Annotated in this window: 19 protein-coding genes; 8 read left to right on the plus strand and 11 right to left on the minus strand. The window is 45.4% G+C overall.

The window, feature by feature from the left end; translation table 11 throughout:
- Positions 1-21: 21 nt before the first annotated feature.
- Positions 22-2,226: a type IX secretion system periplasmic lipoprotein PorW/SprE gene (gene porW, locus Q369_RS0100910; protein WP_051663881.1), complete on the minus strand. Its 2,205-nt coding sequence runs from the start codon at positions 2,224-2,226 to the stop codon at positions 22-24.
- Positions 2,227-2,361: 135 nt separating this feature from the next.
- On the opposite strand from porW, the gene Q369_RS0100915 reads away from it, so the two are divergent.
- The 5 genes from Q369_RS0100915 (at position 2,362) to atpH (ending at position 5,582) form a co-directional block, all read left to right on the plus strand.
- Complete coding sequence (locus Q369_RS0100915) at positions 2,362-2,610, plus strand: AtpZ/AtpI family protein (RefSeq protein WP_031525684.1); 249 nt, start codon at positions 2,362-2,364, stop codon at positions 2,608-2,610.
- 405 nt (positions 2,611-3,015) lie between these two features.
- Positions 3,016-4,098: a F0F1 ATP synthase subunit A gene (gene atpB / locus Q369_RS0100925; protein ID WP_031525686.1), complete on the plus strand. Its 1,083-nt coding sequence runs from the start codon at positions 3,016-3,018 to the stop codon at positions 4,096-4,098.
- A 44-nt stretch (positions 4,099-4,142) separates the two neighbouring features.
- On the plus strand, positions 4,143-4,406 hold the full coding sequence (gene atpE / locus Q369_RS0100930) for an ATP synthase F0 subunit C (RefSeq protein ID WP_031525687.1): 264 nt from the start codon (positions 4,143-4,145) through the stop codon (positions 4,404-4,406).
- 129 nt (positions 4,407-4,535) lie between these two features.
- On the plus strand, positions 4,536-5,030 hold the full coding sequence (atpF, locus tag Q369_RS0100935) for a F0F1 ATP synthase subunit B (protein ID WP_031525689.1): 495 nt from the start codon (positions 4,536-4,538) through the stop codon (positions 5,028-5,030).
- Positions 5,031-5,045: 15 nt separating this feature from the next.
- Entirely contained in the window at positions 5,046-5,582 is a 537-nt protein-coding gene (gene atpH, locus Q369_RS0100940) for an ATP synthase F1 subunit delta (RefSeq protein ID WP_031525691.1), read from the plus strand.
- A gap of 60 nt (positions 5,583-5,642) precedes the next feature.
- Here atpH and Q369_RS0100945 read toward each other — a convergent pair whose 3' ends face one another.
- The 10 genes from Q369_RS0100945 to Q369_RS0100990 form a co-directional block, all read right to left on the minus strand.
- Entirely contained in the window at positions 5,643-6,527 is an 885-nt protein-coding gene (locus Q369_RS0100945; RefSeq protein WP_031525692.1) for a sugar phosphate isomerase/epimerase family protein, read from the minus strand.
- Positions 6,528-6,553: 26 nt separating this feature from the next.
- The gene (locus tag Q369_RS0100950) at positions 6,554-8,239 is read right to left on the minus strand and encodes a carboxylesterase family protein (protein ID WP_229206701.1); all 1,686 of its coding nucleotides are present in this window, start codon (positions 8,237-8,239) and stop codon (positions 6,554-6,556) included.
- Between the two features lie 153 nt (positions 8,240-8,392).
- Positions 8,393-10,930 carry an ATP-dependent Clp protease ATP-binding subunit gene (locus Q369_RS0100955; RefSeq protein ID WP_031525696.1) on the minus strand — a complete coding sequence of 846 codons (2,538 nt, stop codon included), beginning with the start codon at positions 10,928-10,930 and terminating at the stop codon, positions 8,393-8,395.
- Between the two features lie 66 nt (positions 10,931-10,996).
- A complete protein-coding gene (locus Q369_RS0100960) occupies positions 10,997-11,656 on the minus strand; it encodes a WbqC family protein (RefSeq protein WP_262485478.1) in 660 nt (219 codons plus the stop codon).
- 103 nt (positions 11,657-11,759) lie between these two features.
- On the minus strand, positions 11,760-12,386 hold the full coding sequence (locus Q369_RS0100965; protein WP_031525699.1) for an L-threonylcarbamoyladenylate synthase: 627 nt from the start codon (positions 12,384-12,386) through the stop codon (positions 11,760-11,762).
- Positions 12,387-12,417: 31 nt separating this feature from the next.
- Complete coding sequence (locus Q369_RS0100970; protein ID WP_031525702.1) at positions 12,418-13,410, minus strand: glycosyltransferase; 993 nt, start codon at positions 13,408-13,410, stop codon at positions 12,418-12,420.
- A 120-nt stretch (positions 13,411-13,530) separates the two neighbouring features.
- Positions 13,531-14,463, minus strand: a complete 933-nt coding sequence (locus Q369_RS0100975; RefSeq protein ID WP_229206703.1) for a YihY/virulence factor BrkB family protein — start codon at positions 14,461-14,463, stop codon at positions 13,531-13,533.
- 8 nt (positions 14,464-14,471) lie between these two features.
- Positions 14,472-14,882: an acyl-CoA thioesterase gene (locus Q369_RS0100980; RefSeq protein ID WP_031525706.1), complete on the minus strand. Its 411-nt coding sequence runs from the start codon at positions 14,880-14,882 to the stop codon at positions 14,472-14,474.
- A 1-nt stretch (position 14,883) separates the two neighbouring features.
- Complete coding sequence (mltG, locus tag Q369_RS0100985) at positions 14,884-15,921, minus strand: endolytic transglycosylase MltG (protein ID WP_031525708.1); 1,038 nt, start codon at positions 15,919-15,921, stop codon at positions 14,884-14,886.
- A gap of 57 nt (positions 15,922-15,978) precedes the next feature.
- Positions 15,979-17,058, minus strand: a complete 1,080-nt coding sequence (locus Q369_RS0100990) for an Ldh family oxidoreductase (protein WP_031525709.1) — start codon at positions 17,056-17,058, stop codon at positions 15,979-15,981.
- 165 nt (positions 17,059-17,223) lie between these two features.
- Here Q369_RS0100990 and Q369_RS0100995 point away from each other — a divergent pair, with 165 nt between their 5' ends.
- The 3 genes from Q369_RS0100995 (at position 17,224) to Q369_RS0101005 (ending at position 19,839) form a co-directional block, all read left to right on the plus strand.
- Positions 17,224-17,850 carry a DUF502 domain-containing protein gene (locus tag Q369_RS0100995; protein WP_031525711.1) on the plus strand — a complete coding sequence of 209 codons (627 nt, stop codon included), beginning with the start codon at positions 17,224-17,226 and terminating at the stop codon, positions 17,848-17,850.
- A gap of 84 nt (positions 17,851-17,934) precedes the next feature.
- Positions 17,935-18,549: a hypothetical protein gene (locus Q369_RS0101000; RefSeq protein ID WP_031525713.1), complete on the plus strand. Its 615-nt coding sequence runs from the start codon at positions 17,935-17,937 to the stop codon at positions 18,547-18,549.
- Positions 18,550-18,597: 48 nt separating this feature from the next.
- Entirely contained in the window at positions 18,598-19,839 is a 1,242-nt protein-coding gene (locus tag Q369_RS0101005) for a 3-phosphoshikimate 1-carboxyvinyltransferase (RefSeq protein WP_031525714.1), read from the plus strand.

The following is a 19,839-nucleotide window of genomic DNA, read 5'->3' on the forward strand; positions in this document are numbered from 1 at the left end:
AAAGATATGATTTCGGGGAAATTATCTTTTTCCCATCGAAACAGAATTGAATTCCTGCATTTCTTTCAGGCGTGGCAGGTAAATGCTGGTCGGGTACAATCGCATAAATTCGGTAATCGCCTGTCCATAAGCCTCTTTGCCCCGCACTTTCCCGATCAGGAAAACACGCAGCAGAGCAAACTTATCCTCCATGGATCCTCCTTTATATGCCGGCAGGTTACGTTCAATATCTTCAAGCGCCTTGGTATAATTTCCGCTCGCATATAGCTGATATACAGCTTCATATTCTTTAATTGGGTTACCAGAATTTCCGGCAGCTTCACTGGATTTACTAACCAGCCTCGCATAAGTAGAATTTGGATATTCAGTCACGAGCTTATTCTTCCAGGCGGCTCGCGTTTGATTATCTTCCTCGTAACTCAGATAGAGCAGGTAGTAAATTTCATCCTTGAACTGCGTTTGGGGATACTCTGTCAGCATACGGTCGAATGTAGCAATTGCCCGGCCAGGCTCTTTAAGGTCAAAGCGGTAGATCTTACCCAAATTATACAATGCTTCCTCTTTGGCATGCCGCGACTCGGCCATTTGCGGCTCGGTGAGCGGAATATTCTTTTTTAGCAAATCATGCGCTTCCTGCCATTCCGGAGTACCTTTCTTTAAGCTTTGATCCACTTGCCCGGTACTTGCCAAACTTGTGCTATCGTCAGAAGAAGAAGCAGGGTTGTTAGCAGAAGCCTGCAATGGACGATTGCTTCTGCGCCAGTCGTCTTCCAGAGGCCGGTTACCCCAGGTTCTTCTAAAATCCATTTTACCCTGGTTAATCAATGCAGGATCATAGAGTTCCCACCTGCGCTCATTTCCATTTACAAGCGGGTTTGAGGCAGTTGGACTATTTACATTACTCTGAGCCGCCAGAGTGGCCTTTCTGGCTTTTTCTTCTTCCTCAATGCGCAGTTTTTCCCTGGCTTCGATAATGGCGTCAATTTTGTTGTCGAGTGCCGCTGGGTTCATTGCAGCCAATTTTTGCAGACTGTCCTGGGTTGTAACAATATTATATTGAGTTACAAAACTATCCAATGCGCGTTTTCTGTCGGCAACCAACCGGTACTCGGGTGCTTCCTGAGGGAGGATCACCAATGCGCTGTCGTAATATGATTTTGAAACTTCATAGTTTTCCAGGGCTTCATAGTTAATGCGGGCAAGTTGCAAATAGGTATATGCCTTTTGCTGCATATTTCCTTTGGAAGCCGCGATTGATTTTTGAAGATAACCCACCGCTTCCGGAACCTGCTTGCGGTGCTCTGCAAGCAAACCCATTGTGAAGTAAATCCTATCACGTAGATCATCGTTTTTCCTGTCGCGCAGCATTTTGTCGAAACCTACTGAGCTCAGGTCTTTCTTAGGATTCAGTACAACTTCATTTTGCAGGGAATTCATGGACGAATAAAATCCCAGATCATAGGAAGGGCGATTTTTGGAAACTCCTCTGTAATGTCGGTTTGCCAAAGCATACTGGCCAAGCCGGTCGTACATTTGCGCTGCAGCGAAATGAATCCGGGCTGTTTCGATTGATTTTTTCAATAAAGGAAATGTCTCTTCAAGGATTGCAACCGAAGTCAGGTACTCTCCATTTTGCTGATGAAGATATGCTTTGGTAAGATAAAACTCCCGGATAGAGGATTTGCTGAGTGGCTGCTGGCTTAGGTACTCTGCCACGCCCAGTGCATTTGAGTAATCTTTTTGCTCGATATACGCCCGCATTAACAAGATCAGCGCATTGTTCTTGTCATTCTCATCGTGCCCATTGGCATACACATACCGGAGTGCTTCCAGCCCATCGGCCCATTGCCCAAGGTAAAGCCGGGATTTGCCCAAGAGGATATAACTATTATCCAGCCACTTACTGTTCTGGTGTTTTTCAGCAACTATCGAGGCTTTTCTGATCGCATCTTCCAGCTTTGGCTTTACAGGAAGCGCCAGAAGCGAATCCATCGGAAGGAGGATCGGGAGCGGCTGGTTATAATCTTCTTTGAAAGCCTTTTTCATTTCGTACTCAGCTTCCAGCATATCCTGCTCGGCCATGAAGTATGCATTATACCTCGCCGAAATGTTATGGAAATTCACCGCGCCCGGCCTGTTGCTGAACTGCGAACATCCAGCAAGCAGCGCTATCAGAACAAGGAATGAAGTAAATTTTCGGATATGAAAGGCAATAATGTCGATCACAAAGCAGCTTTTAGGGGTGGTCTGATCTTCTTGTAACAAGCAAAACTAAAACGGCAATTTAAATAAAACCGTATCGAAGATAGCGGCATTTGTGAAAATTGGAGCAATTTTACCGTAATATTATCGATCAGCGGCATGGACAGCGAAAGCAACACATCGGGGGAGAAAAACAGAAAAGATGCGGTTAAAAGCCAGTCTTCCAAGTTCCTGAAATATTCCGGATTGGCTACACAAATGCTGGGGACGATTCTGCTGTTTACCTGGGGCGGGTACAAACTGGACGAATACCAGCAAAACAAAGTACCTGTATGGACGCTGGTCCTTTCGCTTACATCAATAGCCGGCTCGCTTTATATGCTGATCAGAAGCTTTACTAAGTCCTGAGCCCTTCACCTAGTCAGTCTAATGCTACGCACATTACTTGCCACCCTCATTTTGGGAATTGTATTATTCCTTGTTAAGTACTTTGGAGGAGATACCTTGCTTCACGCCTATATATGGTATATTCTGCTGTTTTTCCTGGGACTCTCATTTTTGGGTCACCGGCTAATGGAAATAGGATTAAGAAACAACCGGGAGAAATTTGTCACTTTTTACATTTCTTCAATCGTTGCCCGCATTATACTATGTCTCATTTTCATTGCCTTCTTTTTATATCAGGGGCTAAGTGATTCATTCCTATTCATTATCAATTTTTTTGCACTCTATTTATTTTATACATGTTTTGAAATATATGGTTTGTATCGTAACTTGCGCCGCGATTGACAAAGCATAGTATTTCAAGCATTTATGTATATCCATATCAGACGTTTTTTTACAATTGCCCTGGTAGCTACTACCTGTCTTTTTAGCGTTCCTACCCAGGCTCAGCATGAGGGTGAAAAGGTAGCCGAAAGCATTAACGAGGAAGAGCACAAAATTGAACATAATCTTGAAGAGTCAGAGGAGAAGTTCAATATCGGTGAGATGATCATGCACCACATTGCCGACTCTCACGAATGGGAAATCACACACGGGGTGGTGATACCGCTGCCGGTGATTCTTTACTCAGCTGACCGCGGAATTGAAGTATTCTCTTCATCCAATTTCCACAACGAACACCACGAATACAACGGATACCATCTGGTTCACGGCGATTCAGAACAGATTATCCCGGTTGACGAGTCTCGTAAGATTTACGACTTCTCAATTACAAAGAATGTAGCTTCTATGCTGCTCAGCGCGGTGATTCTGATCCTCGTTTTTACGAGCATCGCGAAATTCTACAAGAACAATCACAGGAAAGCACCAAGAGGCTTTCAGTCAGCAATGGAGGTGATTATTCTTTTCATCCGCGACGAAGTTGTAAAGCCTAATGTGGGTCCTAAATATGAAAAATACCTGCCTTACCTGCTGACATTATTTTTCTTCATATTGATCAACAATATCATGGGTCTGCTTCCGGGCTCTGCCAACCTGACCGGAAATATCGCAGTGACCATGACACTTGCAGTTTTGACGTTCATTATTGTCCACCTGAATGCAAATGGCAATTATTACAAACACCTTTTAAAACCAACCGGCGTTCCAGCGCCATTGTTGCTGATCATGATTCCGGTTGAGATCGTGGGTGTGTTTATGAAGCCATTTTCTCTGATGGTGCGGCTTTTTGCCAACATTACAGCAGGCCACATTATCCTTTTAAGTCTTTTCGGTCTGATCTTTATTTTCCAAAGCATCGTGATCGCGCCGGTTATTTCGCTTTTCGCCTTGTTCCTCAACTTTATCGAGATCATGGTAGCGTTTATCCAGGCATTTATCTTTACACTTTTATCGTCCATGTACATCGGCAGCGCTATCGAAGAACATAGCCACGCAGATCACGGACATTGATTCCGAATCTCTTTTTATCAATTATATTTTAAACAAACACAATTATGTTGCTTCAAATTTTGCTTCAAGCTGCTGAGCAGAGCGGTGCTGGTCTTGCTGTTTTCGGTGCTGCAATCGGTGCTGGTCTTGCTGCAATCGGTGCTGGTCTTGGTATCGGTAAAATCGGTGGTAGCGCTGTTGAAGGTATCGCTCGTCAGCCAGAAGCTGCTGGTGCTATCCAGACTGCAATGCTTATCATCGCGGCTCTTATTGAAGCGGTAGCGTTGTTCGCGGCGGTTATCTGTCTGCTGATCTCGTTCAAGCTTTAATCGACACTGGACTTAGTCCTTACTTCAAATGCATTAGGCTGAGAAGTAAAATGAAACTCTTCGTGGAAGCATTAGGCTTCCACGATTTTTTGAAAAAAGAGAGCTACTTACACTTAAACTCATTATTCTATGTCATTGCTTACTCCAAACCCAGGTCTTATCTTCTGGATGCTTGTAGTATTCTTACTGGTGGTTTTCATCCTTGCCAAATTTGCCTGGAAACCCATCATCAAAGGACTTAAAGACCGTGAAAACGAAATCCAAGGTGCATTGGACCTGGCGGAAAGAACCCGCGCTGAGATGGTTCAATTGAAGTCTGACAACGAGAAACTGATCGCAGAAGCGAATGCGGTTCGTGACCAGATCCTTCGTGACGCGAAAGATGCCGCTGATCGCACGATCGCTGAATCAAAAGACAAAGCAGCTGTGGAAGCACAGAAAATGATCGAAAGCGCTCGCGAATCGATCCGCAACGAACAACAGGTTGCAGTATCTAAAATCAGAAAAGAAGTAGCTACACTTTCACTCGAAATCGCTGAGAAAGTATTGCAGCGTGAATTGAAAGACAAGGAAGCCCAGGAAAAATTGATCGCGGAACTTGCTTCTTCTGCACGTCTTAATTAAACCACTTGATTTCCGATGTCAGTAAGTATAGTAGCTTCCAGATATGCAAAATCGCTGATTGAACTTGCAAAAGAGCAAAATGTGCTTGAAGCAGTTTACCAGGATATGATTTTGTTTAAAGATACAGCCGACAAAAACAGAGGGTTGATGCTTGCATTGAAAAGCCCTGTGGTGCGTCACGAAAAGAAATCAGGTATACTGAAAGCACTTTTCGAGAGCCGCGTGAATCCGGTATCTTACGCGATCTTTAATATTATTACAAAGAAAAACCGTGAGTCGATCCTTGATGAGATCGCAAACGAATTTATAAAAGCATACAACCTTCACCAGGGAATTCAGAAAGCGACTGTTACAACAACAACTCCTTTGACAGAAGAGCTGCGTCAGCAGTTTCAGGAAATCGTTAAAGAGAAAACGGGAAGAACAGTGCAACTGGCTGAGAAAATCAATCCTGCGTTGATTGGAGGATATATCCTGACTATTGAAGACCGCCAGATCGACGCGTCTTTAAGAAGCAGACTGAATGAGCTTAAATTACAGTTAGTAAACTGAAATTTTTATCTGCATAATTTGGAAGACCCGGCTGCTATGCGGCCGGGTCTTTTTTTGTTATTAAACTTTCATCTTGGTTACATTCTTGAAGCTGGTCTCAATTGCTTCAAGCGGCGGTCTTTTAGCTACATCCTGCTCAACAAAGAAGTGCGTCAGGCCAGCTGTCTTCCGGGCATCAAATATTTTCTTAAAATCAATGGATCCGGTACCTACTTCCGCGAAAGACTGGTCTGTCTTGTCCATATCTTTCACGTGCCATAATGGGAAACGACCCGGATACTTTTTAAACAAATCAACAGGATCCATTCCGGCCTTTACGATCCAGTAAAGGTCAAGCTCCAACTTAACCAGATTTGGGTCTGTGGAAGCAATCAGATCATAAGGTAATTGTCCGTCAATTTGTTTGAATTCAAAATCATGATTGTGGTATCCAAACTGCAGTCCTGCTTTCTTCGCTACCTCGCCCGACTTATTGAACAGCTCAACATAGCTTTTGTACTGATCAATACTTTGCCGTTCCTTGTCTGTCAAATAGGCGCATACCGCGTATTTTTGCCCGATTTCAGCCGCATCGTCAATTGCCTGCTGCCAATTGTTGCTGAGCGTACCTTTTGCGGTCTTATTCTCAACTCCAGCACCATAATGCCCGCTCACCGGATTTAAGCCAAGATCGCCCAGGATCGCCTTAAATTCCTTAGGTGTTTTGCCAAAGAATTTTCCGTCTGAATAGCCAAACAGCTCCACTTCCTTATAACCTATCGCAGACACCCTTTTCAGGGTTCCAAGTAGGTCTTTGGATAGTTCATTGCGTAAGGTGTACAATTGTAAACCTATCTTGGAAGCAGCCTTCGAGTCCAAATTCAGTTTAGATAACATGGGCGTAGCAAGCATCAATGCGCCTGCTTTCATAAATGATTTCCGGGAAATCTTTTGGTCGTAATTCATCGGTTATATGGTAAAAGATAATAATTCTACTTCGTGAGGATTACTGCGCCGGAGGCCGACAGCTTGGATTTCATCTCATCTGTTAACTTCCATTCAGGACTGAAATAACCTTCCACTAACATATTCTTGGCACTTTCCTTGAAGAATATGAGGTCTTTGTATTCAGAAAGCTTCCGATGCATAACCGGTACAAAAGGATAACCCTGATCTTCTGTCCCAAGCCACCACGGCAGTCCCGAACTGACTGCAACATAATGCTGATCCATCGGAAAAACGTAAAAGAGACCGTGGGTTTTGTCTGTGGATTTTAAATGCACCGGCAGCCTCTCTGCATATTTGCTTATGTACAAATTTGTTTCCTTTGTCCCGAACAAAATCAGATTGCTGCTTTCCAGGTCACTCGGGCGCACTTCTTTGTCAGAAAGAACCCGCGGGAAAAACATGATCCTTCCCAGGAAAGACCCACGGTACTGTGACCAATTTGCAGCTGCATTGGCGATCTCCACTCTTTTTGCGAGCTCCTCCGGTGACGGGTTGTCGGCTGTTCCGTAAACATACACTTGCCGCCCGGAGAATGCATCAAAGATTGGCCCCTCAGCACCTTTCCTTTTGCCTGTCGTAGTTGACTCCGCACTAGGCATCAATGTCCAAACCGCATTCTTTTTCACGAACGAAGCCGTACTGTCCGTTTTCGCCGACAGATTTACACCATCCAAGATAAGGGCGACATTCCCTGGCTTGAACTTCGGATGATTTTTGAGGTTCAATGTAAAGCTTTCCAGGTTTTTGGTAGTAATCTGCAATGCGTTCGGCTTTGCAAGGTTTGCGTCAATCTCGGCCAGTTCACCATAGGTAATCTTATCAAATGTTACCCAAAAAGATTTGTTGTACTTATAAAGTTTGCTGACAAAACGCACTCTGTCGGGGAAAGGATTACGCTCTGCGTGACTGAACCATTCAAATATAAACTCATTATCATAGGCACTTACCCAGCTGTCGTGCTTCACATCTACAAACTCTTTATAGCTCACTTCAACACCTATGTCCTGCAAGTGACTGACCCATTTTCTTGTACCATCAACGGGCACAACGGGATCAGCGTCCCCATGAAAAAAGTGGATCGGGAAGTTTAGTGCATTAGGTGCCAAATCGAATGTTCCGGCCGGAGGAGCAGGGCAAACTGGTGCGATTGCAGCCCAGATATCCGGACGTGTCAGACCAATCCACAAAGTACCGCCGCCGCCCATTGACAAGCCGGTTAAGTAAATTTTATTCTCATCTACGTTGAAACGCCGCTTTACATCATCGAGCATATTATAAACATCTTCCTCGGGCACACCCTGGTATCCCGCAGTCCCGCGTGCATAAGCTGACGCAACAATAAAATCCACATTATCCCATTTCGGGAAGTTGCGGGATGCTTCCACATCCGTCTCGTTCTCCGCATTACTCTTTCCGAATACGCGGCGGAGCGCAAGTCGATGGTTGGACCCTGCTCCGTGAAGCATTACAACAAGCGGGTATTTTTTATCAGGATCGTAATTAGGAGGAAGGTACAACCCGTAAGGCTGATCTGTGTCGTCAGCGTCGGAGAAGAAAGTAAGTACCTGGGGACCACTTGCATATTTCTGAGCGACTACATTAGTTTGAAAGATCAGCAAACAGAAAGCAGCTATAAATGCACTTTGAATGGATTGTAACTTCATCTGCATATTTAAATTTTCATTGGTTAAATATAACCTAATTCATAATGCGAACGCTGAATATAGCCAAATGCTTTGATCCGCCCTGTTAATATTTGCAAACAAAAAGAGGCAGATCTTTCGACCTGCCTCTGCAACACTATGTTTGATATAGCGGGCTGATTAGTTAGCCAGCTCTTCTTCTTTCTTGCGAACTGTAATCACCAGCTGCTCACTATTCTCCTCGTGATTAGCAACCAGAACATCCCCTTCACGCAGATCGCCTTTCAGGATTTCCTCCGCTACGGGATCTTCAAGGTATTTCTGGATCGCGCGGTTCAATGGACGGGCGCCGTATTGCGGATCGTAACCTTTTTCAGAAAGGAAATCTTTCGCAGCAATCGTGAGCTCGATCTCGTAACCCAAGCCTTTTACGCGGCTGAACAGTTTACCAAGTGAAATGTCAATAATTCTGTGCAGGTCTTCACGTTGAAGTGAATTAAACACGATCACGTCGTCCAAACGGTTAAGGAACTCAGGCGAGAATGCTTTACGCAGTGCGCTCTGGATTGTTCCTTTCATGATCTCGTCCTGATTTTCGGATTTCGCTTTTGTCGAGAATCCGATTCCTGTACCGAAGTCTTTCAGGTCACGTGCTCCAATGTTCGAAGTCATGATAATGATCGTATTCCTGAAATCGACTCTTCTCCCCAGACCGTCTGTCAGAATACCGTCGTCAAGCACTTGAAGCAGGATGTTAAACACATCCGGGTGCGCTTTTTCGATCTCATCCAAAAGAACTACGCTGTAAGGTTTTCTTCTGATCTTCTCAGTCAGCTGGCCACCTTCTTCGTAACCTACATATCCCGGAGGCGCTCCAACCAGACGAGATACGCTGAATTTCTCCATGTACTCGCTCATATCGATACGCACCAGTGAATCGTCTTTGTCAAACAGATAAGTCGAAAGCACTTTGGCAAGCTCCGTTTTACCTACACCAGTCGGACCAAGGAATATAAATGAACCAATCGGCTTTTTGGGATCTTTCAAGCCGACCCTTGTACGCTGAATCGCTTTTACCAACTTCTCAATCGGAGGATCCTGACCAATTACTTTGCTTTTCAGCTCATCGGCCATATTCAGCAATTTCTTGCCTTCATCCATGGAAACGTTAGTTACCGGGATACCCGTCATCATCGCTACTACCTCAGCTACATTCTGGTCAGTTACCGTATAGCGCTTTTGCTTGGTTTCTTCTTCCCAGGCAAGCTTAGCGCGATCCAGCTGGTCGATCAATTTCTTTTCGCGATCTCTCAGTTGCGCTGCTTCCTCGTATTTCTGGCTTTTAACAACCCGGTTTTTCTCCTGCTTGATATTTTCGATTTGTTCTTCGAGAACAAGGATATCCTCAGGGACAGTGATATTACTGATGTGAACTCTTGCGCCCACTTCATCCAGAACGTCAATTGCTTTATCCGGCAGGAAACGGTCAGTAATGTATCTCTCCGAGAGCTTCACAGCAGTACTGATCGACTCGGGTGTGTAATTTACGTGGTGGTGATCCTCGTATTTATCTTTGATATTTTCAAGGATCTGAATAGTTTCCTCGATTGAAGTCGCATCCACCATTACCATTTGGAAACGACGTGCCAAGGCGCCGTCTTTCTCAATGTACTGGCGATATTCATCGAGTGTTGTTGCACCGATACATTGAATTTCACCGCGTGACAACGCAGGCTTGAACATGTTGGATGCATCCAGCGAACCAGAAGCGCCACCTGCACCGACTATTGTATGCAGCTCATCGATAAACAGGATTACATCAGGTGATTTTTCCAGCTCGTTCATTACTGCTTTCATCCTTTCTTCAAACTGGCCACGGTATTTGGTACCCGCTACCAAAGAAGCAAGATCAAGTGTAACAACGCGCTTTCCAAAAAGAACGCGAGATACTTTCTTCTGAACGATGCGCAATGCAAGTCCCTCTGCTATCGCGGTTTTACCTACACCAGGCTCACCAATCAAAATTGGGTTGTTCTTTTTCCGACGGCTCAAAATCTGAGCTACTCTCTCGATTTCCTTTTCACGGCCTACGATAGGATCCAATTTGCCGACTTCCGCCATTTTGGTAAGATCGCGTCCGAAGTTATCGAGCACCGGCGTACGAGATTTCTCCGCTCCTTTTGATTCTTTTCCGGATGAAGATCCGCCGCCTCCAAACATGCCGCCTCTTGCTTCGTCGTCTCCGTCCTCGGTCTCCGGCCCCATGTGAGGTCTGGATCCAGATGATTGATATTCTAACATTTCCTTAATGACTTCGTAGTTAACATTAAACTTATGCAAGATCTGAGTACCAACATTATCCTCGTCCCTAAGTATAGAAAGCAGCAAATGCTCTGTACCAATCAGGGTACTCTTGAATATCTTGGCTTCCAGATAGGTAATTTTAAGTACCTTCTCAGACTGCCTGGTTAAAGGTATATTCTGTAAATTTTTGACGTTATTGGTTGCGGCACCCTTGGTCGCCTGTTCTATAGTCTGACGTACATCATCTAACGAAACGCCGAGTTTTTTAAGCAACCCAATCGCCACACCGTCTCCCTCACGAATCATTCCAAGTAACAAGTGTTCGGCTCCAATGTAATCATGGCCAAGTCGGAGGGCTTCTTCCCGGCTCATTGAAATTACTTCCTTCACTCTATTCGAAAATTTTGCTTCCATTGTGTAGCAATAAAAAAGTGTTTTAAAATCATTAACGCTACTTGATCCCCGTTTGTTCAAATAGCTTTATCGAGATTTACAGGATCTTAACAAAACACTTTTTGCTTCCGGCCCCATATTAAAAATTAAATCGATTATGCTTAAGTTGCCAACAAAACCATTCCCGAATGTCTGATAGTACGGCTCTGGCGTGTAGTATATAAAAGAATTTTGATTTTTCTTACTGTTAATGAGCGATATAGCATTAAAAATTCCATTTTCACTATCCTGCTCACCTGACAAAATGTACCTAATTTCTTTTTTGATTCCAACCAATCTAAGACAAATTGTCAATAATTCATAATTCAAATCGACCAGAAATTTTGGCTTTTTACCGTAAATATGGATTAGTTCGGATGCGTAAAATTCGTAGAACGGAGATTTTCCGTATGCGGCTTTCAAGCAACCCAAGTGGCGCCTGATCCATTCCTGGTTATAATCGATTAAGATGTCTTTTGTGGGGCTGGCTGCTTCGTATCCTTTGACAGGAACCGTCAATACGTCGATCTTATTGGTAGTTAGTACACTACACCGGTTCCTGAATGTCTGCTTCACGTATCTCTCCTCAATATCAATCAAAACCTGTTCGTGTTGCAGAATGCAGGTAAAGTATTCCAGACAAGGCAGGTACTGTAATTCTAATCTAACCGCCCGATTCTGAGCACTATTCTCTTCTAATTCCGACACTATCAAATATGCTAAAGGCTGTTGATATTATCAAAAAATTTATAATAATTATTTTCTGTGGTCAGCAATGTTCAATACTGCCTTGGATCTTTACAATTTCAGATCAGGAAAAAATACTTACATCGCCCAGGCCTTCCCGCAGAATCTCAAAGTCGTCGGAGTCGGCCTTCACGATCGTAGACGGAACATTTCCTCCATATCCACCGTCAACTACCATATCTACCTGATGCTGAAATTTCTCAAAAATGAGCTCAGGATCAGTAGAATACTCTATAATCTCGTCATCATCTTTGATGGAAGTTGTGACAATGGGGTTTCCTAACTCTCTTACGATCAAACGGGGAATCAGGTTGTCTGGCACCCGGATGCCGACCGTCTTTTTATTCGTGTTCAAAAGTTTGGGAACGTTGCTGGTGGCATCCAGAATGAAGGTATAAGGCCCCGGAAGTACCCGTTTCATGATTTTGAATGCAGTATTGCCGACGCGTGCATAATCTGAAATATGGCTCAGATCGTAACAGATAAACGAGAAATCATTTTTTTGCGGCTTGATACCTTTGATGCGCGCGATTCTTTCAACCGCCCTGGTGTTGTAAATATCGCACCCGAGACCGTAAACCGTGTCGGTAGGATAGATAACCAGACCGCCGCCGCGGAGACAATCGACAACTTGGCGAATACGCCTTTCGTCCGGGTTTTGGGGATAGATTTTGATGAATTCAGCAGGCATAAAACTTCTAAGCTTTATTTAACTAACAACGTTAAAAGCTAAATCCTTCCTGTCTGAATGCTTTTTTTAAGTTTTTGATATAAAACCGATACGCGAAATTGAGCGGGAGGTGAAGTCTGCAAAGTAAAATAATCAGCTCAGTTTGCCAGCCAGGATTTTCTATATAGTTCAGTAACCGGCGGAAACGGAGCGCCAGTTCGTACTCCTGCGCATAAAGGCATTTCCTGATAAAGGTGCGGATCCGCTGCGCGAGAATGTCAAATTCCTGCTGATCGCGGTTCAAATCATAAGCTTTGTTGCAAACTGCATAGTAAGAGGCGAGCATGCCGCTGTTCTTCTGGTAAACCTGTGTTGCTAAAGACGCAGGCACTACCCGCTTTTTGGTCAAAATTTGGTCCTGATAATGATACTTAAACTTTACAGCCGATCTTACCCAAAAATCGAAATCCTCAAACAACAGGCTTTCGTCGTATCCACCCAGCTCAGTCAATGCATCTTTCCGCATCATCATCGTAGGTGTGCAGATGAAATATCTTTCCAGTATATTCTTGTAAACATCGCCGGAAGGTACCTGGGTCAACGCGTGGCCATTCTGGTCGACAGGATAATGATCGTTTAATTTTCTTCCCGCCTGATCTATATACTGCGCATTTGAAAATACTACTGCATATTCCTCCGGCAGTTTTTCGAAACAAGCTACCTGCATCTCGACCCGCCCGGGTAACAGAATATCGTCGCCGGAGAGATCAATTACATATTTCCCCTGAGCAACTGCAAGGCCCTGATTAAATGCGCGGCACAAACCGGCATTATAAGCATTGGTGATTAACTGAAAATCAAAAGAGTTCTGGCGGAACTGCTCCACAATCTGCAAGGATTTGTCTGTACTTGCATTATCCACCACGATGAGCTGAATGCTGGGATAGGTCTGGTTAAAGACCGAACTGAGCGTTTCCTCCAAGTATTGTCCCTGATTAAATACGGTCAGGATTACCGTAACCAATGGCTGCTCTGATTGTTTCATCTTGTCCTCACAAATGCGGCTTAGCTCACGACGGCGCTTTGTTGATGCGGTGTGTGCGCCTTCCGGCACAAAAGTAGGAACAATAAGCAGAGGCGGCGGAAGTAGTTATTTTCCGGCAGATCAGCCCTTAAGGGAGTTTTTTGAAGTACGTGCAGCCAATATGCCCGCATTGATTTCAAAGCCCAGAATAATTACAAATGCAAGCAGGTAAAGCCAGATCATCAGCGCGATCATGGTACCAATGGAACCGTACAATTTGTTATAGGAACTAAACCGTGAGAGGTAAAACGAAAATCCGTAGGTAGCTACTAAAATAAGTACTGAGGCCACGATAGCTCCCGCGTTCAGGAACGCTACCTGCCTGCCGTGTGACGGAGCAAACCGGTAGATAATGGAAATCGTGAGCATCAAAGCACCGAAACTGACCAGGTACCTCGTCACATTCAGTAAAATCAGTAAGAAATTATCTCTCACAATGTTCCATTCCCCAAGCATGTTCATCACTGCGTCGCCTACAATTAACAAGATGACGGCGACAAACAACACCAGCAGCAACAGCAACGTCAAAACAATGGCTATACCCCGGATTTGCAGAAAAGTTCGGATTTCGTCGTCCTCATAGACCATATCAAACGAGCGCATGAGTGACATCATTCCATTGGTCGATGCAATCATCGCGAAAATGAAACCAAAGGAGAGCACTCCTCCCCTCGGGCGGCTGATGATATCCATAATTGTCTGGTCCGCATCCTCATAGATCCCACTGGGAATATTCTCCCGCAGCAATTCCATGATCTGCTGATCCAGGTTCTCAATCGGAATATAAGGAATCAGGGTAAAAAGGAAGATAATAGCAGGAAAAAGCGCCAGCGTCAGGCTGAAAGCAACGGCCGAAGCCCGCTGGTCAATGTCATACTTGCGGTTGCTTCTGACCAGGTTGAGTGCAATATCGTACAGAGAAACTCTCCCTCTTACCGGCGATGTTTGTTGTGACCATTTAACAAATCGCTTGATCTGGCGGTTTTGCAGCAGTTTTTCAAGCATATTTCCCATGGTATCGTTTATTCGAAGTACGATTGCAGCTTAACTTTCAGTTTTTCCGGAATCGTGCACAATTTTCCATTATCCATTCTTTGAAAAACCAGCGTAGTCTCTCCGGTATTCAGCAGAACGTCGAGCTGGTTCCTTATTTCATACAAAAACCGGACACGCACGCCCGGCATTTCTTGTATAGTTACTTTAATGCTGAGCAGATCGTCGTACCGGGCAGGTCTGAGATAGCGCGAATGACAATCGTAAACCGGCATCATCACACCTTCATCTTCCATTGCTTTGTAGTGATAGTCGAGGCTGCGGAGCGCTTCTACCCTCCCTATCTCGTAGTAGCGCGCATAATTTCCATAATAAACATACCCCATCTGATCAGTATCAGCATACCTGACCCTGATTCCTTTCACTTCGTAAACAAACATGTTATTTCAGGATTTGGAGCCTGTTCAATTCTGCCTGATAAAGCCGGGCGTTTTTGAGGTGGTCGGCGTAATTGGTTGCAAATGCGTGGTAGCCAGACAGATCGGCTTTGGCACACATATAAATATAATCGTGCTTGTCGTAATTCAGCACTGCGTCCAGCGAATTGAGGTCAGCGACGCGGATCGGGCCGGGAGGTAGTCCGGTGTTGATATAAGTATTGTATGGAGACTTAATGAGCAATTGTCCATTCAAAATCCTTTTAATACCGAAATCCTGCAATGCAAACTTAATGGTAGGGTCGGCCTGTAAAGGCATTTGCGCTTTCAGACGATTCAGGTAGAGCCCTGCCACGCGCGGGCGTTCATCCACTTTTCTGGCTTGTTCCTCTTCCACAATGGAAGCCAGAATTGAAACCTGCTCCGGCGTGAGCCCGATTTCTTTTGCTTTGGCAACGCGCTCGTCAGTCCAGTATTTCTTGTACTCGCTGTGCATGCGATCAAGAAACTTCTCGGTGCCGGTAGTCCAGTATATCTCGTAGGTATTCGGCAAAAACATGGAAACGATTGTAAGCGTATCGAGCCCGTATTTGTTACAAACAGCAGGATCATTCAATGCTTTTCTAAAATTGTCTTCTCCAAATTCAAATCGGCTGCCGATCCTTTTGATCAGGTCCTCTTTCAGTCTGATATTGTTGAAAGTCAGCTTCACTGCGTCTTGATTACCGGATGCAAGCTTCTTCACAACCGTATAGTTGCTACTGTTGGGCTTAATCACGTAACGGCCTGCTTTTACTTTTTCAGGGTATTTCAGAAGCTTGGCCAGGAATCGAAACGATATGTGATCATTAATCACCTCGTGCTTATTCAAGGTATCCAGTACCGACTCGTAAGAGGCTCCCTCGGGGATCAGCAATGCAAAGCTTGCCTGCTTGTCGACCTGCAAATTGGGTGTCTTGAATATTTGCCAAAAATAAAATGAAAAGGTCGTGACCAGAATGGCGACGGTGACGAACAAACCTACTTTGAAATTACGAGACATAGAGTGGCTATCGGCTATCGGCTTTCAGCTGGCGGCTTCGGCGTTGCCGTTTTTTGTTTATAGATTGATTTCAAAAGGAATGCCGAATCTTTTGGCAAGTTCTTCCAATGACAAAACGACGGGTTCCAATAAAGAGATTCCATTCACGCTTCTATCTGCTTCCATTTCACGCTCAGGGTCACCCGGTATAATTACTTTATGCCCTTCTACCGCCCTTGCGCCTCTGAATGCACGGATCCATTTGTCCATATCTATCTTAAAATCCTCAGCAGGACGAAAAGCATCCACCCGCATTGCACCTAAAAAATGCCCGGTACCTAAACCGACACCTTCCTGTGCAGACATGAACCCGGCGGTCGCAAACGGCGGTACCCACGGCCCAAAGTTAGCACCTGAAAGTACGCCTGAAAAGATATCGACGATCGCGCCGAGGCCGTAACCTTTGTGACTTCCATGCTCACGGTCAGAACCCAGAGGCAACAATCCGCCACCACTTTTCACCGCATTGGAATCCGTTGTCGGGTTACCCGCTGCATCCTGGGCCCAGCCAAGTGGAGCCGGCAAATTCTTACGTTGCAATATCTCAAACTTGCCATAAGCAACAGCAGTGGAAGCGAAGTCAGCCACGAATGCGGGTTCTTCCTGTGCAGGTACTGCCACTGCCACCGGATTAGTCCCGAGCAATTTATCCAACGAAAAAGTGGGCGTAACCAGCGGTGCCGCATTGGTCATTGTCCAGCCGATCATATCCTTCTGCAGCGCAAGCATAGCGTGGTACCCCGCAATCCCGAAGTGATTCGAATTCCGGACCGACACCCAGCCTGAGCCAACTTTCTCTGCCTTATCCATCGCAACTTCCATTGCTTTCGGTGCCACTACTAGTCCAAGCCCGCGGTCTCCGTCCACCACAGCTGTGCTCGGCGTTTCATAGACCACTTTTACTTCGGGTGCAGGATTCAATCTCCCGTGGTCGTACAGGCGCACATACCCTGCGAGCCTGGCTATTCCATGCGAATCGACCCCGCGCAGATCAGCACTTACCAGGACCTCGGAGGCAAGCTTAGCTTCTGCCGGCGGGCAGCCTATGGCCAGAAATACTTCCTCGGTAAAATGTTTCAAATAACTGGCCTGATACATATACGTCAAATGAGTGAACTTCTTTTTATTTTTACCGTGGTTATCAGCGTAACTTTTGCTGCCGGGGTGCAAATATCCAAAATTCGTTCGGCTTCGTCCAAAAATTCGTTACCTAGTTCTGATAACAGCTGCTCGCCCTTTTTGCCTGAATGGACCTCAAATTAAATGGAAATAAAGAATTCTATCCTTAAAAGGATTTTCAGCTATTTTATTCGCGGGCTAGTGCTTGTAGCGCCGCTGTATGCTACCGGGCTCCTGATATGGACGGGTGTCGAATTTCTTGACAACATTATCCCGATCGACATTCCGATTTCGAATCAGCAGTCGGTGTACCTGCCCGGCCTGGGTGTGCTGATCATTGTGCTCGGGATCATTTTGCTCGGGTTTCTTTTTTCAACGATCATTCCGCAGTCGTTTTTCAAGTTTACCGAAAGGATCATGCGGCGCATTCCATTGGTAAGCCTGATCTACTATTCCATCAAGGATCTGATCCTGGCTTTCGTGGGCGACAAAAAGAAGTTTAACCAACCCGTTCTGGTCACCATTTACAAGGATACCGAGATCAAGAAAATCGGCTTTATCACTCAAAACGACCTCTCTCATCTTAAAATAACGGATCACGTGGCTGTTTACATGCCCTTTTCATATTCCTTGTCCGGGGAGCTTTTCATAGTGCCTGCCGCGTTGGTTGTACCTATTGAATCCTCATCTACTGATATCATGAAAATGATCATTTCCGGAGGCGTTTCCGTAAAAGTTTCCAAGGAGGAAACACCTGAGGAAGAGGGCTGAGCAGGAGTTTAAATAGGCAACATTGCAACACTTCTGCCCGTTTAAGAGAATGATTCCCTATATTTGAAACATTCTATTTGTGCTATGAGAAAGCTGCTGCTTATCGTTTTTTTTTCTGTTTTCGGGAGTCTGACGGCATGGTCACAGGACCATTACGATCCCGTAAACGCGCCTACAAGTGAGGAATTATTTCTGAAACAGGGAAATTCGAGCAGGGTGATCGCCAGTCCCGGGCAAAAATACCTTGTCCTCGACGCTTCTCCCGCAATCGGTGGATTCCATCGTTACCGATTCTTCCCAGGTGACAATATCAAGTTCAGAATGCGGAATGAAACGATCAAATTTAACGAAACCATTGCGAGCGTTTCCGACAGTTCATTTACCATCGGAATAGTCAACGATGCCGTGAACCGGGTCGACTACCAGGAGATTCTGTTGAAAGATGTCCGGTTGATGAAAGTTTCCCGGAATATCCCTTTTATATCCCAGGCAGCGCCGCTGCTGCCGCTCGCCGGGCTCATATTTATCGGTGCCGATTTTTTCAACAAAGGCATTGATAACAAACGCTTTACCACTGATACTTCTTCCCTTGTTATAGGCGGCTCCATGATGCTCGCCGGGTATGTTTGTTACCGGCTCACATTTTCTTCCCTGAAAATCAACAACCGTAACAAGCTGAAAGTACTGGAAACCTATTGAACTGCGTGCGCAGCATTGCCGCATTTATTTGAAATCTGATTTTTTAAAGTGAAATCTATTCTCGTTAGCCCCCCGCAGAAGCCGGTAAGAGCAGAAATCCAATTGGTAGCCTCCAAAAGCGAGTGCAACCGCGCACTGATCATCAATGCATTGACAGGCTTTCAATGCGAACTCTCCAATGTTTCCGAAGCCCGCGACTCACAAACGATGATGCGTTTGCTGGCTTCCAAAGATCCGGTAGCGGACGTAATAGACGCAGGTACTACCATGCGTTTCCTCACTGCATTTTATGCTGTTACCAATCAACTTAAAACAATGACCGGCACGGCACGGATGTGCGAAAGACCGATCGGGATTTTGGTAGATGCATTGCGAAAGCTGGGCGCTGACATTACATACGAGAACCAGGAAGGATATCCGCCTTTGAAGTTGAACGGATTTAGCTATTCCGGAAACCACCACCTGACCATGCGCGGCGACGTGAGCAGCCAGTATATATCTGCATTGCTGATGATCGCGCCCGAGCTGCCCAGCGGACTGACCATTCAACTCGAAGGCGAAGTAGGTTCGCGGCCTTATATCGAAATGACGCTGAACCAAATGGCGTATTTCGGGATCGAATACAAGGCTGACTGGCAGACCAACACCATTACAATTCCGCCATTGAAGTACCAGCCCAAACCTTATGCAATCGAGTCTGACTGGTCGGGTGCGAGCTATTGGTACAGCATCGTAGCTTTGGCTGAAAATGCAGAGGTGGAATTGCTGGGACTTAAAAAAGATTCATTGCAAGGCGATAGCGCCATTGTAGATATTATGCGTCACCTGGGTGTAGAAAGCGTCTTTACTGAACGAGGTGTTCTGCTCACGAAAATTCCGGCTGCCGCTTCCATTGGCTGGGATTTCACCGATTGTCCCGACCTTGCTCAGACAGTTGCCGTTTGCTGCGCAGTTAAAAACATCCGTTTATCCATGACCGGCGTGGAAAGTCTTAAAATCAAGGAGACTGATCGCGTATTTGCATTGCAGCAGGAACTGAAAAAGATAGGCGCTGAGTTGAAGGAGGTTGAAAAAGACCATCTATACGAAGTTACCTCGATCCCAGGTTTTGACTCAACCGAAATCCCTTCCATTCACACTTACGACGACCACAGAATGGCCATGGCATTTGCTCCGGCTGGAATGGTATCCCCGATCCGCATTGAGGAACCCGGGGTAGTGGTGAAATCGTATCCGGGATACTGGAAAGATCTCAGCAAAGTCACTGACTGGGAGGAAACCGAAATTTAA

Source organism: Dyadobacter crusticola DSM 16708, assembly GCF_000701505.1.
GTDB classification, from domain to species: domain Bacteria; phylum Bacteroidota; class Bacteroidia; order Cytophagales; family Spirosomataceae; genus Dyadobacter; species Dyadobacter crusticola.